A 14,567-nucleotide genomic window follows, 5' to 3' on the forward strand; every position below is an offset into this window, starting at 1 on the left:
GGGGTGCGCCTACAATTGAGGACATGAGCATGACACAGGGGAGACTGGACCAGATCGCCGAGGAGATCGCCCGCGCCACGACCGTTGACGATGTGGTGGCGGCCCTGATCCGGGAGTGTGATCTCTCCGCCGCCGAGGCCCACCGGCTGGTCGGGGTCCAGGCCGATCACCTGTCCACCGAACTGCTCCCGGCCGGGGAACTGCCCACCGGCGAGGTCTATGACCAACAGCGCTACGAGAACTGGCTCACCCGCGAGCTGCGCACCACCTTCGATTCCGCCCTGGAGAAGGTGGAGGAGGATGTGGCGGGCTTCCTCAAGGTGGTGTTCGGCCGCGGGGATGAGCCGACGGCAGAGTTCAACGCCGCCATCTTCCTCGGGTCGAAGAAGCGGGTGGCGCAGGACATCTCCTCGGTGTCCGTCGCCTACTTCTGCCGCGACGGGATCGCGCACCTCAAGGAGTACGGGGCCGCGTGGGCAGAGCACCCCTTCACCTCCCCCGGCTGGTCGCGGGTGGGTACCTATGAGGTCCACCGGGACGACGAGGGGCTGTAGGCGGTCACTTGTCGGAGGTGAGGGCGGCCCAGCCGAAGGAGATGATGACGGCGGCTGTGAGCCAGACGATGAGGAAGTAGATCAGCGCGGACCAGGACCAGAGGTTGTCGGTGAAGCCGTAGGTGATGATGGCGGCGATGAGGGCGGCGACAGCGGCGGAGGCGGGGAACTTGGCGGAGACGCTCTCGGAGAGGTTCATGCCCGGCAGTGTAGTTTGCCTGACGAAACCTCGCGATCGCTACAGCCAGCGGTCCCGGATCATCTCGAAGGCGGCGAGCACCACGGCCGCGGCGATGGTGCCGGCCAGCCACACGCCGAGGAAGAAGAGGATGTCGACGATGTCCAGCGGCATCTCGCGGGTCAGCAGCGTGGAAATGAACGCGATGATGACGGCGATGGTCGCACCGGTGGGGATCTTGGACTGGAGATACTCGAGGGCGATCACACCGGTCAGCGTAGTCACTTAAGGTGGGGGCCGTGAATCCCGTCTCCCCGAAACTGACCACCGCCCGCTACCTGGGTCGACTGCCCTGGCTCATCGTCCCGCTCGTCGCCTGCGCCGTCCTCGCCTGGTGGCAGAGCCCGTGGTTCTGGATCGGGGCCGGCGTCGCCGCCGCCCTGCTCATCTGGCAGATCTGGCTCATCCCCGCCCAGGTGAAGCTGCTGGGTTGGCAGGAGACGGAGGATGAACTGCTCATCACCAAGGGAAAACTGTGGCACACCTTCACCGTGGTGCCCTACGGGCGTATCCAGTTCGTCGACGTCACCGCCGGGCCGATCGAAAGGGCGCTGGGGATGAAGACCCTCAAGCTCCACACGGCCTCGGCCTCCTCGGACTCCACCGTGGAGGGCCTGCCCGCGGACACCGCCGACGCGCTGCGTGATCGCCTCGCCGTCCAGGCCCGGGAGAGGATGAGCGGGCTGTGAGCGGGCAGGATTTCCGGCGGGTCCACCGCCTCACCCCGCTGTTGCGGTTCTGGACCGTCATCCTCGCGGTGCTGGCGGTGGTGGCGGTCAACGTCAACCTCACGGTGCTCACCCGGGCGTGGACCTGGCTGGAGGAGGGGCAGTTCCTGCCGTTGCTCGGGGCGGCGGGTGTCTTCCTCCTGGCCTGCGCGCTGGTGTGGTTCGCCTCCCAGGTGTGGTGGAAGGCCATGGGTTTCCGGCTCGGGGAGGAGGAGGTGTCCCTCCGTCACGGTGTCCTGAGTAAGAATCTGCGCACCGCGCGCTATGACCGCATCCAGGCCGTCGACGTCGTGGAGAGTGTCATCGCGCGGATCTTCGGGCTGGCCGTCGTCCGGGTGGAAACGGCCGGCGGAGGCGATTCCGTCATCGAGATCGCCTACCTGCCCAAGAAGGAGGCGGAGGCCGTCCGCCACGAGGTCCTCGCCCGCGCCCGCCGCACCCCCGACACGCCTGCCGACCTCGCCGCTCCCGAGGGCACCCCCGCCGCGGTGGAGACCGGGCGGGTCATCATCCCGGAGATCCCCATCGCACGCTCCCTGGCGGCCGCGGCGCTCCAGGGCAGCAGCATCGGCGGTGTCATCGCGGTGGTGGCGATCTTCTTCTCGCCGCTGAGCTGGGCGACCCTCATTCCCGTGGTCTTCGGTTTCCTGCCGGTCATCTGGAACCAGATCGACCGGGCCTGGCGGTTCACTGCGCGTCTCGACGACGCCACCCTCCACCTCTCCTACGGCCTCGCCGATCGCCGCCGGCAGTCCATCCCGCTGGAACGCATCCACGGGGTGCGCCTGACCCAGCCCCTCCTGTGGCGGGCCACCGGCTGGTGGTTCATCGCCGTGTCGGTGGCCGGCTACGGGCAGACGACCGGACGCAACGCCGCGACCACGACGATCCTGCCCGTCGGCTCCCGCGCCCAGGCCGATGCCCTGCTCGCGGTCATCGCCCCGGTCCCGCTTGTCGACGCCCCCACGTTCACCTCCCCCGCCCGCGCCCGCTGGGTCTCACCCATCGACCTGCACCAGCAGTCGGTGACGGTGCGGGAGGACGCGGTGATCACCCGGAAGGGACGCCTGTCCACCCGGATCAGCCTCATCGACCCCGCCCACATCCAGGAGCTCTCGCTCACCCGGGGGCCGCTGCAGCAGATCTTCGGCCTGTGCACGGTGCGCTTCGACCTGGTGCCCGGCCCGGTCCGTATGGCCGGGGAGGATCTCACCCCTCAGGACGGCCACGCGCTGCTCAACCAGCTGCGTCAGCGCACCCTGCCCGCCTACAACCCGCCGGGAAACCCCAGCTGACGCCACGCCTCATAGGTGGCCACGGCCGCCGAGTTGGACAGATTCATCGACCGCCGCCCCGGGACCATGGGGATGCGCACCTCGGCCTCCAGCCGCGGGTGCGCCAGGTGCTCCGGCGGCAGGCCGGTGGGCTCGGTGCCGAAGAGCAGGGCGTCGCCGTCCCGCCACTCCACCTGCGTGTGCCAGACGGTGGCGCGGGTGGTGAAGGGGTGGATGCGGGAGGAGGGGAGCGTCGATAAGCACTCCTCGAAGGAGGCGTGGACGGTGACCTGCGCGAGGTCGTGGTAGTCCAGGCCTGCGCGGCGCAGGTGCTTCTCGTCGAGGGAGAAGCCGAGTGGTTCCACGAGGTGGAGGTGCGCGCCGGTGCCCGCGCACATGCGGATGGCGTTGCCCGTGTTCGGGGGAATGACGGGGTTATCGAAGATGACGTGCAGTCGGGCCATTCCCAAGAGTCTAGGATGAGGGGCGTGACTGCGATCAAACTTGACGGACAGCTGTATCGGAACGAGATCTTCGAGGATCTGGAAAAGCGCACCGCCGCGCTCAAGGAGAAGGGCATCGTGCCCGGCCTGGCCACGGTGCTGGTCGGTGATGACCCGGCCTCGCACTCCTACGTGAAGATGAAGCACCGCGACTGCGAACAGATCGGCATCAACTCCATCCGCAAGGACCTGCCGGCCGACGTCTCCCAGGAGGAGCTGCTGGCCGTCATCGACGAGCTCAACAACGACGACGCCTGCACCGGCTACATCGTCCAGCTCCCGCTGCCGAAGCACCTCGACGAGAACGCCGTCCTCGCGGCGATCGACCCGGACAAGGACGCCGACGGCCTGCACCCGGTCAACCTGGGCAAGCTGGTGCTCAACGAGCCCGCCCCGCTGCCGTGCACCCCGAACGGCTCCATCCACCTGCTGCGTCGCTTCGGTGTCGAGCTCAACGGCGCGAAGGTCGTCGTCATCGGCCGCGGCGTCACCGTCGGCCGCCCCATCGGCCTCATGCTCACCCGCCGCTCGGAGAACTCCACCGTCACCCTGTGCCACACGGGCACGAAGGACCTGGCCGCGGAGACGAAGGAGGCGGACGTCATCATCGCCGCCGCCGGTGTGCCCCACATGCTCACCGCCGACATGATCAAGCCGGGTGCCGCGGTGCTCGACGTCGGTGTTTCGCGTCTCGACGGTAAGCTCGCCGGCGACGTCCACCCCGACGTGTGGGAGGTCGCCGGTCACGTCTCGCCGAACCCGGGTGGTGTCGGCCCGCTCACCCGCGCCTTCCTGGTGGCCAACGTCGTCGAGAGGGCGGAACTGCTGGCAGGTGAGTAGTCCACTGGATAATCCCCACGACCTGTCGGTGGCGCCCTCGCGGCTGCCCCGCTGGGTGCAGTGGGGATTCGTGGGGTGCTTCGTGCTGGGCGTGACCGTGGCGAGTGTCTTCGCCCTCACCGAGCACTGGCGCCGCGCCACCTTCGTCCTCGGGGTGTCCCTGTTGTGGCTGGCCGTGGTGCGCTACACCTGTGACTCGCGCATCGTCGGGGTGTTCGCCGTGCGCTCCCGGCGTTTCGACGCCGCCTTCTGCACCGTGCTCGGCGGCGTGATGGCCTTCCTGGCGGCCTCGGTCGACGCGCTGGGGAGCTAGATGAGGTAGCCGTCGTCCTCGTAGTCGTCGTCGCTGAGGACACTGAGGACGAGGAAGCGGCGGATGATGCGGTCCATCTGCCGGTATTCGGCCAGGAAGGCGTCGTGGCCGACGGGGGAGGAGATCCGGGCGATGCCCATGAGCTCCGGGATGTTGCGGGAGAGGTGCTCCTGCTGGTGGTAGGGGTAGAGGATGTCGGTGTCCACGCCGACGATCATCGTGGGCACCCGGCAGGAGCCCAGCGCCTTGTTCAGCCCGCCGCGGCCCCGGCCGATGTTGTGGCGGTTGAGGGCCTCGGTGAGGACGACGTAACTGCCGGCGTCGAAACGCTCGACCAGCTTCTTCCCGTGGTACTGCAGGTAGCTCTCCACGGCGAAGCGCTGCCCGGGGGAGCGGAACTCGCCGAGCGGGTTCTCCCCGTCCTGGCGGCCGGCCCCGAAGCGCTCGTCGAGCTCCTGCTCGCCGCGGTAGGTCAGATGCGCGATGCGCCGCGCGGCGGCCAGGCCGGCGTCGGGGGAGGAGCCGGTGCCGTAGAAGTCACCGCCCTGCCAGGCCGGATCCCGCTCGATGGCGGAGATCTGGGCGGTCTGGATGCCGATCTGCCAGGCGCTCGCCCGGGCTGAGACAGCGATGACGCACGCGGCGTTGAGCTTCTCCGGGTACATCAGGGCCCACTCCAGGGTGCGCGCCCCGCCCATGGAACCGCCGAGGACGGCGTGGATGCGGGAGGCGCCGAGGGCGTCGAGAAGCATCTTTTCGGCGGTGACCTGGTCCCTGATGGAGATCGCCGGGAACCGCGACCCCCAGCGGCCGCCCTCGGGGTGCTCGGAGGCCGGGCCGGTCGAGCCCTGGCAGCCGCCGATGACGTTGGTGCACATGATGCACCAGGCGTCGGTGTCCAGCGCTTTACCGGGACCGAGGAGATCGCCCCACCAGTCGGCCACATCGGTGTCGCCGGTGAGGGCGTGTTCGACGAGCACGAGGTTGTTGGTGCCGTGAGGATCGCCGCGGAACTCACCCCACCGACGGTAGGCGATGGTGGCGTCCGTGACGGTGCCACCCGCCTCCGTGGGCAGGTCGCCGATGGGGACGTGGGCGAGTTCGCCCTGGGGGGCCAGGTGGAGTGTCACGAAACTGGTCTCCGTCTGCGGGGTCGGGGTGAGATGCTGGAGAACTAAGCGTACCGGTCGGACTAGACGGCGTCGAAGGCGCGCTCGAGGTCGGCGATGATGTCCGCCACGGCCTCGATGCCCACCGAGAGGCGGATCGTCTTCTGGGTCACCTGGGCGCGGGCCAGACCGGCCTCGTCCGACTGGGAGTGCGTGGTGGACGCCGGGTGGACGACCAGGGAACGCACGTCGCCGACGTTGGCCAGGTTGGAGTGCAGCTGGAGGGCGTCGATGAAGCGCCAGGCGTTCTCGCGGTCATCACCCGGGGCCTCCAGCTCGAAGGTGAGCACGGAGCCGGTGTAGGCCAGGCCCAGCTTCTCCTTGACGGGCGCGTAGGGCGAATCCGGGGAGCCGGCGAAGTTCACCTTCGAGACCTTCGGGTGGTTGCGCAGGAACTCCACGACCTGCACGGCGTTGTCGTTGTGGCGCTCGACGCGCAGCTGGAGGGTGTCCAGGCCCTGCAGGGTGATCCAGGCGTTGAAGGGGCTGATCGCCGCACCGGTGTCGCGCAGCAGACCCACCCGGGCCTTGAGGCCGAAGGCGGCCGGGCCCAGGTCGGCGTACTTGAGGCCGTGGTAGGCGGGGTCCGGGGTGATGAACTGCTCGTGCACGGGCCGGCCGTCGCGCTCGACGGTCCAGTCGAAGCTGCCGCCGTCGACGAGGATGCCGCCCAGGGCGGAACCGTTGCCGGTGTAGAACTTGGTCAGCGAGGCCACGACGATGTCAGCTCCCAGCTCCAGCGGGCGGACCAGCGCGGCGGTGGCCAGGGTGTTGTCCACGATGAGCGGCACGTTGTTGCGGTGCGCGACCTCGGCGACGGCCGGGATGTCGAGGATGTCGGCGGCCGGGTTACCGAAGGTCTCGCCGTAGAAGGCGCGGGTGTTCGGCTGCACCGCGGCCTGCCAGGACTCCGGATCATCCGGATTCTCCACGAAGCTGACCTCGATGCCCAGGCGCTTGAGGGTCACCTGGAAGAGGGTCTCGGTGCCACCGTAGAGGTGCGGGGAGGTGACGATGTGGTCGCCGGCGCCGGCCAGGTTGAGGATGGCGGCCGTCTCCGCGGCCTGCCCGGAGGCGAACGCCACCGCGTGGACGCCACCCTCGAGGGAGGCGATGCGATTCTCCAGGGCCTCCACCGTGGGGTTGGTCAGGCGGGTGTACACCGGGCCCAGGTCCTCGAGGGCGAAGCGCTGCTTCGCGTGCTCGGCCGAGTTGAAGACGTAGGAGGTCGTCAGGTGGATCGGCTGGTTACGCGAGTTGTTGTCCGAGTCCAGGGTCTGGCCGGCGTGGATGGCGCGGGTGGCGAAGTCCCACTGGTCTGCTGCGGAGTTGTCGTATTTGGTCATGCGGGACAGCGTAGAGCCCCGCGGGGCACTAGTAAACCGCTCTGTCTATTTTTGGCGGAATGCCCGTGATCAACCGTTGAATAAAAACACCGCCGTGGCCCCGGAAACCCCGCCCCCGCGGTGTCGATACGCCGGTGTTAATTAAGGCCGTCGCAGATCACGTTGAACATCGACGGCCGACCCAAGACCCCGGAGGTCTTGTCGTCGGACGGGTTGTAGTACCCGCCCAGGTCCACGGCGGAACCCTGGTTGTCGATGAGCTCCTGGTCGATGGTCGCGGCCTCGGCGGACAGGGCCTCGGCGACCGGGGCGAAGGTCTCGGCCAGCTCGGCGTTCTCGGTCTGCGCGGCCAGCTCCTCGGCCCAGTAGGAGGCCAGGTAGAAGTGGGAGCCACGGTTGTCGATCTCGCCGACCTTGCGGGACGGGGACTTGCCCTCGGCCAGCAGCTTCTCGGTCGCCTTGTCCAGGGCGTCGGCCAGGACGGCGGCCTGGGCGTTGTCCTGGGTGCGGGCGACGTGGCGCAGGGACTCGGCCAGGGCGAGGAACTCACCGAGGGAATCCCAGCGCAGGTGGTTCTCCTTCTCCACCTGCTGGACGTGCTTCGGGGCGGAGCCACCGGCACCGGTCTCGAAGAGGCCGCCACCGGCCATGAGCGGGACGACGGAGAGCATCTTGGCGGAGGTGCCCAGCTCGAGGATCGGGAAGAGGTCCGTGTTGTAGTCACGCAGGACGTTACCGGTCACGGAGATGGTGTCCTCGCCGCGGCGGATGCGCTCGACGGAGAGCTTGGTGGCCTCGACCGGGGAGAGGATGCGGATGTCCAGGCCCTCGGTGTCGTGGTCGGCCAGGTACTTCTCCACCAGGGAGGTGAGGTTGCGGTCGTGGGCGCGCTCCGGGTCGAGCCAGAAGACGGCCGGCATGCCGGAGATGCGGGCGCGGTCGACGGCCAGCTTGACCCAGTCCTGGATCGGGGCGTCCTTGGTCTGGCAGGCGCGCCAGATGTCACCCTCGGAGACCTCGTGCTCGAGCAGGACTTCACCGGCGGAATTGCGGACCTCGACCTTGCCGTCGGCGGCGATCTTGAAGGTCTTGTCGTGGGAGCCGTACTCCTCGGCCTTCTGGGCCATGAGGCCGACGTTGGGGACAGTGCCCATGGTGGTCGGGTCGTAGGCGCCGTTGGCCTTGCAGTCCTCGATGACGGCCTGGTAGATGCCGGCGTAGGAGGAGTCCGGGATGACGGCCAGGGTGTCCTGGGTCTCGTCGTTCTTGTTCCACATCTGGCCGGAGGTACGGATCATGGCCGGCATGGAGGCGTCGACGATGACGTCGGAGGGCACGTGCAGGTTGGTGATGCCCTTGTCGGAGTTGACCATGGCCAGGTCCGGGCCGTTGGCCAGGGCCTCGTCGAAGGCGGCGCGGATCTCCTCGCCGTTGTCCAGCTTCTCCAGGCCGGAGTAGATGGAGCCGAGGCCGTTCTCGCCGTCGAGGCCGGCAGCCAGCAGCTCATCGCCGTACTTGTCGAAGACCTCGGAGAAGAAGGAGCGGACGACGTAGCCGAAGATGATCGGGTCGGAGACCTTCATCATGGTGGCCTTGAGGTGCACGGAGAAGAGGATGCCCTCGGCCTGGGCGCGCTTGACCTGGTCGTCGAGGAAGGACTTGAGGGCGTCGGCGCGCATGACGGTGCCGTCGACGACCTCGCCGGCCTGGACCTTGAGGTCATCGCGCAGCTGGGTCTCGGTGCCGTCGGCGGCGACGTGGATGAAGGAGAGGGTGTCCTCGGCCGGGAGGATGACGGACTGCTCGTTGTGGCGGAAGTCATCGGCGTCCATGGTGGCGACGTTGGTCTTGGAGTCGGCGGACCACTCGCCCATGCGGTGCGGGTTCTTCTTGACGAAGTTCTTCACGGCCTCCGGCGCGCGGCGGTCGGAGTTGCCCTCACGCAGCACGGGGTTCACGGCGGAACCCTTCACGGAGTCGTAGCGCTTCCGGGCGTCCTTCTCCTCCTCGGTCTGCGGGGAGTCGACGTACTCGGGCAGGTCGTAGCCCTGCTCCTGCAGCTCCTTGATGGCAGCCTTGAGCTGCGGTACGGAGGCGGAGATGTTCGGCAGCTTGATGATGTTGGCTTCCGGAGTCTTGGCCAGCTCGCCGAGCTCGGTGAGAGCGTCGTCGATGCGCTGCTCCTCGGTGAGGCGGTCCGGGAACTGCGCCAGGATACGGCCGGCCAGGGAGATGTCGCGGGTCTCGACGTCAATCCCCGCGGTGCCGGCGAAGGCCTCCACCACAGGCTTGAACGAGTAGGTCGCGAGCAGCGGGGCCTCGTCGGTGCGGGTCCAGATGATCTTTGCCATGTATCTCCCTAACGCTTTCTTCTAATATCGGCTGTGTCAACGGCCAAGGATACCTGTTGTCACAGCCTCGGGTGTAGGGGAGGCAGTGGGATATCTCCCTTAGCCCCGCATTGACACGCCCTGTTTCCAGTAGCCCATGAACGCCACCTGCGACCGTTCCACCTCCAGCCCGCGCACCAGATGTCGCCGCAGGGAGGTGACCATCCCGGATTCGCCGGCGATCCAGAAGTAGCTCCGGACCGGGCTGAGCTTATCGACGCCACCGCGGTCGTCCAGCTGCTCGCCGGAGGAGGAGAACTGCGGGGTCTCCCATACCAGATCCTCGGCCGCCGGCTCCACGCCGTGGGTGCCGAAGTGCTCGAGAATTCTCTGTCCGGGAGCCTGACCCTGCCGGGGCAGCCAGGTGATGCGCATGGACTCCGGGGCGGTCACGGGCAGGATGTCCGCGTCGGTGGGTACCTCCACGACGACGCTGCCCCGGGCGGTGTCCGGAAGATCGGAGAGAATGCGCGCCATGGCTGGCACAGCCGTCTCGTCCCCGACCAGCGTGATGGCGGAAGCATCCCCGGGAAGGAACTCGATGCCCGCCCCGGCGGGCGTGTCGACGCCGGGCCCGACGATGATGATCGGGTCGCCGGGGCGAGCGGCGTGCGCCCACTGGGCGGCGGGTCCCGTGGCGCCGTCCTGCAGGTGCAGGACAAAGTCGATGACCAGGAATCGCTGTTGGCCACTGTCGTAGAGATCGCGGACGGAGTAGCTGCGCATGTGCCCCCGTTCCTCCTCGGGGAGGACGGACCACTGGGCGTACCAGTCGGCCGCCGGGTCAAGGAGCGGAAGCGTTCCGCGGGAGGTGGGGAAGAGCACCTTGATGCGTTGGTCGAAGAAGGGCCCAGCGGCGCGGAAGTGGCGGAGGGGGTCGCCGCTGAGCGTGATGCGCATGAAGTGGGGGCTCAGGCGCTGCGTGTCGTGGACGTGGAGGTGAAAAGGTCGGAAACTCACGCGGTGGCCTCGCTGGTGGCGCTGGTAGCGGTGGAGGCGGACAGTGCCCGGTGCCGGCCGATGGGCACGACAAGGGGTGTCGCGGAGACCGGGTCGCGCAGGATGTGGGACTCCAGGTCGAAGACCTCCCGGATGACGTCCAGGGTGATCACCTCGGCGGGAGTGCCGGCGGCGACGACGCGGCCGTTGGCCAGGGCGACGAGCCGGTCGCAGTAGCGGGAGGCGAGGTTGAGATCGTGGAGCACCATGACCACGGTGGTGCCGCGTGTGGCGTTGAGGGTGCGCAGCAGATCGAGGATCTCCACCTGGTGGGCGATGTCGAGGTAGGTCGTCGGTTCATCCAGCAGGAGGATGTCGGTGTCCTGGGCCAGGGCCATGGCGATCCACACCCTTTGACGCTGCCCGCCGGAGAGTTCGTCGACACTGCGCTCCGCCAGATCGGCGATGCCCGTGTCCACGAGGGCGCGGGCGACGATGTCGTGATCGCGCGCCGACCATCGTCCGAACAGACCCTGGTGGGGTGTGCGCCCGCGGCCGACCAGGTCGGCGACGGTGATGCCCTCCGGGGCGAGCGGGGACTGCGGCAGCAGTCCGAGGAGGCGGGCGAGCTGGCGGGCGGGTAGGTCGGTGATGGGGGCGGCGTCGAGAAGCACCTGCCCCGCGGTGGGGTGCAGGAGGCGGGACAGGGCGCGGAGCAGGGTGGATTTGCCGCAGCCGTTGCCGCCGATTATGGCGGTGACCGCGCCGGGCAGGATGTCGACGTCGAGGCCGGCGAGCACCTGTCGGTCTCCGTAGGACAGCGACACCTGGCGGGTGCTGAGGGTGTGTGAAAAGGTCATGTGGAGGATCCCAATCGTCGGGAGCAGATGAGCAGCAGGATGAGGTAGGGGGCGCCGATGAGTCCGGTGATGACGCCGACGGGGTAGCGGGTGCCCAGCGCGAACTGGCCGATGAGGTCCGCGCCGAGCATGAGCAGCGCCCCCACGAGCGCGGCGGCCGGGACCGGGGAGGCTGCCGGGCCCACCAGGCGCATCGCGATAGGCCCGGACATGAAGGCGACGAACGCCACGGGGCCGCAGGCGGCGGTGGCCACCGCGATGAGTGCCACGGCCGCGACGATGACGGTGATGCGGGTGGCCGCAACCGGCACCCCCAGCCCAGCGGCGAGGTCATCGCCCATGCGCAGCACCCCGAGCCGGTGGTCGAGCGCGATGACCAACGGCACCATCACTGCCACGGACACGGCGACCGGCACTACCCACGGCCAACTGGCGGCGTTGAGCGATCCGGTCAGCCATCGGGTGGCGGTGGGCAGATCCCAGGCGGCCGCGCGGGACAACGAGTAGGTGACCACAGACTGCAGCAGGGCGGCGACGCCGATGCCGATGAGGATCAGGCGCGAGCCCGTGAATCCGTGCCGGATCGAGAGCAGATAGATGACGCCGGCGACGAGTAGGGCCGCCAACAGCGAGAACGCAGACACCGCGGCCTGGTTGAGATGCCAGAACACGATGCTCACCACTCCCGCCGCGCCCGCGCCGGAGGAGATGCCGATGATGTCCGGCGACGCCAGCTGATTGCGCAGCAGGGTCTGGAACACCACCCCGGAGACGCCGAAGGCGCATCCGGCGAGCACCGCCAGTGCGGTGCGGGGCAAGCGGAGCTCGCCCACGGTGTAGGAGGCGCCGGGAACCTGCTGGCCGATGATGACGCGCGCGATGTCGAGCGGGGTGTAGAAGGTGTCGCCGACCATGAGACCCGTGCCCACCAGTGCCGTGAGCAGGAGCGACAGGTACAGCAGGCGACGCCGGTAACGGGCACGACGACGGGCCCGCGCCGCGGTGAGGGCCGGGAGCACGTCAGCGGTCGTGGTGGGGTGGATGCTCACAGGTCACGGACTTTCTGTCGACGGACGATCCAGATGAACAGGGGTGCCCCCAGGACCGGGGTGAGAATGGCCACGGCGATTTCGCTGGGACGGGCGATGACCCGTCCCACGGTGTCGGCGCCGACGAGCAATACCGCGCCTGCCAACGCCGAGGCGGGCAGCAGCCAGCGGTGGTCGGTGCCCACGATGAGTCGGCACAGGTGCGGCACTATGAGCCCCACGAAGCCGATCGGGCCGGCCAGGGCGGTGGCCGTGCCGCACAGGATGACCGCCCCGAGGGCGGCGAGCAGCCGGGTGACAGCCGGGTGGGTGCCCAGCCCGGCGGCGATGTCGTCGCCCAGCGCCAGGGCGTTGAGTCCGCCGGCGCTGATGACACACAACAGGGTGCCGACCAGGAGGAAGGGGATCCCCAGGGAGAGGTGGTCGAAGCTGGCGCCGCCGACGGAACCGATCTGCCAGAAACGGAAGGTGTCCATGACCTCGACGCGCGGCAGCAGCACCGCGCTGACCAAGGAACTGGCGGCGGCCGCCGTGGCGGCCCCGGCCAGCGCCAGGGTCATCGGTGAAGGCCCGCCGCCCCGCCACCCTCCGGGGCTGCTCAGCGATCCCACGACATAGACGAACACCGCCGCCACCGCTGAGCCGAGGATGGAGACGAGGAAAGTGGGCACGGTGGCGCTGAGGCCGAAGAAGGCGATGCCGATGACCACGGCCAGGGCGGCGCCGGAGAGCACCCCGAAGATGCCGGGGTCGGCCAGGGGATTACGGGTGATCGCCTGCATGGACGTCCCGGCGATGGCCAGGGCCGCGCCGACGAGCACCGCCAGTGCTGTGCGGGGCAGGCGCTGGGTGGCGGCGGCCTGGTCGATGGTCTCGGTGTGGCCGAGGAGGGCGGCCCAGGCGGCGGCGGCGTCGATGTCGCGGGCGCCGAAGGCCACCGAGGCCACAACGCTCAGCGTCAATGCGGCCATGAGGCCGCCGAGGATGAGCAGGCGGGTGGAGGCGGTCTGCACGGGCGCTATTTCAGGGCGTCGGCGAGCAGGGCGACGTAGTCGTGGATGCCCCACGGGATGGACAACGGGGAGGGGTTGGCCGCGGCGGAGAGGGGGCCGGTGCCCAGGAAGGCGACGTGCCCGTCCCGGATCGCGGGGATCTTGCCCATGAGGGGATGGGCCTGCAGTGTCTCGAGGGTGGCCTGGTTCTCGGCCGGGTCATCGGAGCCGTAGGAGACGATGAGGTCCACGTCCCGGAAGGATTCGACGTCCTCCACAGAGCGTTCGATCCAGAACTTCTCGGCCGTGGTGCTCTCGGCGCGCACCACCTCCGGGACACCGATGCCGGCGTCGGCGAGGAAGCCGGCGCGCGGATCCTGCGTGCTGTAGAAGCCGATGGTGGACAGGTCGTTCTGGCCGCCGAAGGAGGTGAACAGGACCTTGGCCTCGCGCAACTGCGGGTGGGCGTCGAGGGCGGTGTCCACCTCGTCGGCGAGCTGGGCGTTGAGTCGGTCGGCGTCCTCACGGAGTCCCAGCCCGGCGGAGTCCAGGGTGATCATGTCTTCCAGGGAGGTGCCCCACGGGATGCCGGGGTAGGCGACGACGGGGGCGATCTTGCTCAGTTTGTCGTAGTCGTCCTGCGTGATGCCGGAGTAGGCGGCGAGGATGACGTCTGGTCGGGTGTCGGCGATCTGCTCGAAGGGGACGGCGTCTGTTTCGTCGAAAAGCACAGGGGTGGGGGCGTCGAGTTCGCTGAGTTTGTCCTCGACCCAGGGGAGGATGCCGTCGCCGTCATCGTCGCCCCAGGTGGCCTTCGACATGCCGACCGGGACGATGCCCAGGGCTAGCGGAACTTCGTGGTTGGCCCAGCCGAGGGTGGCCACCCGTTCGGGCGTTGCCTCGATGGTCGTGGTGCCGAAGGCGTGCTCGACGGTGGTGGGGAAGCCCGCGGCAGCGGTGTCGGTTTCGGCAGGGTCGGCGGTGGGGGTGTCATTGGCGGTGCAGGAGCTGAGCGTGACCGCGGTGAGGAGGCAGGTGAGAGTGCCGGTGAGGAAGCGGCGGCGGGGGAGGGCGGGCACGGTGGTCCTTTCGGGTACCAGGGGTCATTAGGTAAGGCTTCGCTAACCTAGCATGACGTGATGCGGAAAGGAAGGCGGCGAGATTGCCCGTCAGTGTCCCCCGACTACAGTGATCCCAATGAGCCTGACCATCGCCTCCGTCAACGTCAATGGAATCCGCGCCGCCGTCAAGCAGCGCAACGACGACAATCCCGGCATGCTGGCCTGGCTGTCGCAGTCCCCGGCCGAGGTGGTGCTCCTCCAGGAGGTACGCGCCACCGTCGAGGAGTCCGTCGCGGCCCTCCAGCCGGCGC

The 14,567-nt window shown here is 68.8% G+C and carries 16 protein-coding genes and 1 pseudogene; 6 read left to right on the forward strand and 11 right to left on the reverse strand.

Going from position 1 to position 14,567, the window contains the following annotated elements:
- Positions 1–23: 23 nt before the first annotated feature.
- Entirely contained in the window at positions 24–554 is a 531-nt protein-coding gene (locus Q4F73_RS02620) for a hypothetical protein (RefSeq protein ID WP_303357795.1), read from the forward strand.
- Positions 555–558: 4 nt separating this feature from the next.
- On the opposite strand, the gene Q4F73_RS02625 is transcribed toward Q4F73_RS02620, so the two are convergent.
- On the reverse strand, positions 559–753 hold the full coding sequence (locus Q4F73_RS02625; protein WP_303357796.1) for a hypothetical protein: 195 nt from the start codon (positions 751–753) through the stop codon (positions 559–561).
- A gap of 39 nt (positions 754–792) precedes the next feature.
- Positions 793–999 (reverse strand): hypothetical protein, encoded by a 207-nt coding sequence (locus Q4F73_RS02630; protein ID WP_303357797.1) that lies wholly within the window; start codon positions 997–999, stop codon positions 793–795.
- A 32-nt stretch (positions 1,000–1,031) separates the two neighbouring features.
- Between Q4F73_RS02630 and Q4F73_RS02635 the strand changes: the two genes are divergently transcribed.
- Complete coding sequence (locus Q4F73_RS02635) at positions 1,032–1,481, forward strand: PH domain-containing protein (RefSeq protein ID WP_303357798.1); 450 nt, start codon at positions 1,032–1,034, stop codon at positions 1,479–1,481.
- A complete protein-coding gene (locus tag Q4F73_RS02640; RefSeq protein WP_303357799.1) occupies positions 1,478–2,815 on the forward strand; it encodes a PH domain-containing protein in 1,338 nt (445 codons plus the stop codon). Before Q4F73_RS02635 ends, Q4F73_RS02640 begins: the two co-directional genes overlap by 4 nt.
- Here the strand turns inward: Q4F73_RS02640 and Q4F73_RS02645 are convergent.
- Positions 2,788–3,258 carry a tRNA (cytidine(34)-2'-O)-methyltransferase gene (locus Q4F73_RS02645; RefSeq protein WP_303357800.1) on the reverse strand — a complete coding sequence of 157 codons (471 nt, stop codon included), beginning with the start codon at positions 3,256–3,258 and terminating at the stop codon, positions 2,788–2,790. The genes Q4F73_RS02640 and Q4F73_RS02645 overlap by 28 nt on opposite strands.
- A gap of 24 nt (positions 3,259–3,282) precedes the next feature.
- Between Q4F73_RS02645 and Q4F73_RS02650 the strand changes: the two genes are divergently transcribed.
- Complete coding sequence (locus tag Q4F73_RS02650) at positions 3,283–4,137, forward strand: bifunctional methylenetetrahydrofolate dehydrogenase/methenyltetrahydrofolate cyclohydrolase (protein WP_303357801.1); 855 nt, start codon at positions 3,283–3,285, stop codon at positions 4,135–4,137.
- On the forward strand, positions 4,130–4,450 hold the full coding sequence (locus tag Q4F73_RS02655; RefSeq protein ID WP_303357802.1) for a DUF3017 domain-containing protein: 321 nt from the start codon (positions 4,130–4,132) through the stop codon (positions 4,448–4,450). Before Q4F73_RS02650 ends, Q4F73_RS02655 begins: the two co-directional genes overlap by 8 nt.
- Here Q4F73_RS02655 and Q4F73_RS02660 read toward each other — a convergent pair.
- From Q4F73_RS02660 to Q4F73_RS02695, 8 genes are all read right to left on the reverse strand, one after another.
- Positions 4,447–5,580, reverse strand: a complete 1,134-nt coding sequence (locus tag Q4F73_RS02660) for a homoserine O-acetyltransferase (protein WP_303357803.1) — start codon at positions 5,578–5,580, stop codon at positions 4,447–4,449. The two genes, Q4F73_RS02655 and Q4F73_RS02660, sit on opposite strands and share 4 nt — an antisense overlap.
- Positions 5,581–5,642: 62 nt before the next feature.
- On the reverse strand, positions 5,643–6,965 hold the full coding sequence (locus Q4F73_RS02665) for an O-acetylhomoserine/O-acetylserine sulfhydrylase (protein ID WP_303357804.1): 1,323 nt from the start codon (positions 6,963–6,965) through the stop codon (positions 5,643–5,645).
- Positions 6,966–7,102: 137 nt separating this feature from the next.
- Positions 7,103–9,316 carry an NADP-dependent isocitrate dehydrogenase gene (locus Q4F73_RS02670; protein WP_303357805.1) on the reverse strand — a complete coding sequence of 738 codons (2,214 nt, stop codon included), beginning with the start codon at positions 9,314–9,316 and terminating at the stop codon, positions 7,103–7,105.
- A 99-nt stretch (positions 9,317–9,415) separates the two neighbouring features.
- Complete coding sequence (locus Q4F73_RS02675) at positions 9,416–10,315, reverse strand: siderophore-interacting protein (RefSeq protein WP_303357806.1); 900 nt, start codon at positions 10,313–10,315, stop codon at positions 9,416–9,418.
- Positions 10,312–11,154: an ABC transporter ATP-binding protein gene (locus tag Q4F73_RS02680; protein ID WP_303357807.1), complete on the reverse strand. Its 843-nt coding sequence runs from the start codon at positions 11,152–11,154 to the stop codon at positions 10,312–10,314. Before Q4F73_RS02680 ends, Q4F73_RS02675 begins: the two co-directional genes overlap by 4 nt.
- Complete coding sequence (locus Q4F73_RS02685; RefSeq protein ID WP_303357809.1) at positions 11,151–12,116, reverse strand: iron chelate uptake ABC transporter family permease subunit; 966 nt, start codon at positions 12,114–12,116, stop codon at positions 11,151–11,153. Before Q4F73_RS02685 ends, Q4F73_RS02680 begins: the two co-directional genes overlap by 4 nt.
- 83 nt (positions 12,117–12,199) lie before the next feature.
- Positions 12,200–13,174, reverse strand: a complete 975-nt coding sequence (locus Q4F73_RS02690; RefSeq protein WP_303357810.1) for an iron ABC transporter permease — start codon at positions 13,172–13,174, stop codon at positions 12,200–12,202.
- Between the two features lie 47 nt (positions 13,175–13,221).
- Positions 13,222–14,274 carry an iron-siderophore ABC transporter substrate-binding protein gene (locus Q4F73_RS02695; protein WP_303357808.1) on the reverse strand — a complete coding sequence of 351 codons (1,053 nt, stop codon included), beginning with the start codon at positions 14,272–14,274 and terminating at the stop codon, positions 13,222–13,224.
- Between the two features lie 118 nt (positions 14,275–14,392).
- On the opposite strand from Q4F73_RS02695, the pseudogene Q4F73_RS02700 reads away from it, so the two are divergent.
- A pseudogene (locus Q4F73_RS02700) lies at positions 14,393–14,567 on the forward strand (exodeoxyribonuclease III); the annotation flags it as partial.

This window comes from Corynebacterium sp., from assembly GCF_030535495.1.
Lineage (GTDB): Bacteria > Actinomycetota > Actinomycetes > Mycobacteriales > Mycobacteriaceae > Corynebacterium.

Excerpts from the sequence above, each read along its gene's own strand:
- Q4F73_RS02620 (WP_303357795.1), top strand. The coding sequence starts at position 24 with ATGAGCATGACACAGGGGAGACTGGACCAGATCGCCGAGGAGATCGCC.
- Q4F73_RS02625 (WP_303357796.1), bottom strand. The coding sequence starts at position 753 with ATGAACCTCTCCGAGAGCGTCTCCGCCAAGTTCCCCGCCTCCGCCGCT.
- Q4F73_RS02645 (WP_303357800.1), bottom strand. The coding sequence starts at position 3,258 with ATGGCCCGACTGCACGTCATCTTCGATAACCCCGTCATTCCCCCGAAC.
- Q4F73_RS02665 (WP_303357804.1), bottom strand. The coding sequence starts at position 6,965 with ATGACCAAATACGACAACTCCGCAGCAGACCAGTGGGACTTCGCCACC.
- Q4F73_RS02670 (WP_303357805.1), bottom strand. The coding sequence starts at position 9,316 with ATGGCAAAGATCATCTGGACCCGCACCGACGAGGCCCCGCTGCTCGCG.
- Q4F73_RS02680 (WP_303357807.1), bottom strand. The coding sequence starts at position 11,154 with ATGACCTTTTCACACACCCTCAGCACCCGCCAGGTGTCGCTGTCCTAC.
- Q4F73_RS02690 (WP_303357810.1), bottom strand. The coding sequence starts at position 13,174 with ATGGCCGCATTGACGCTGAGCGTTGTGGCCTCGGTGGCCTTCGGCGCC.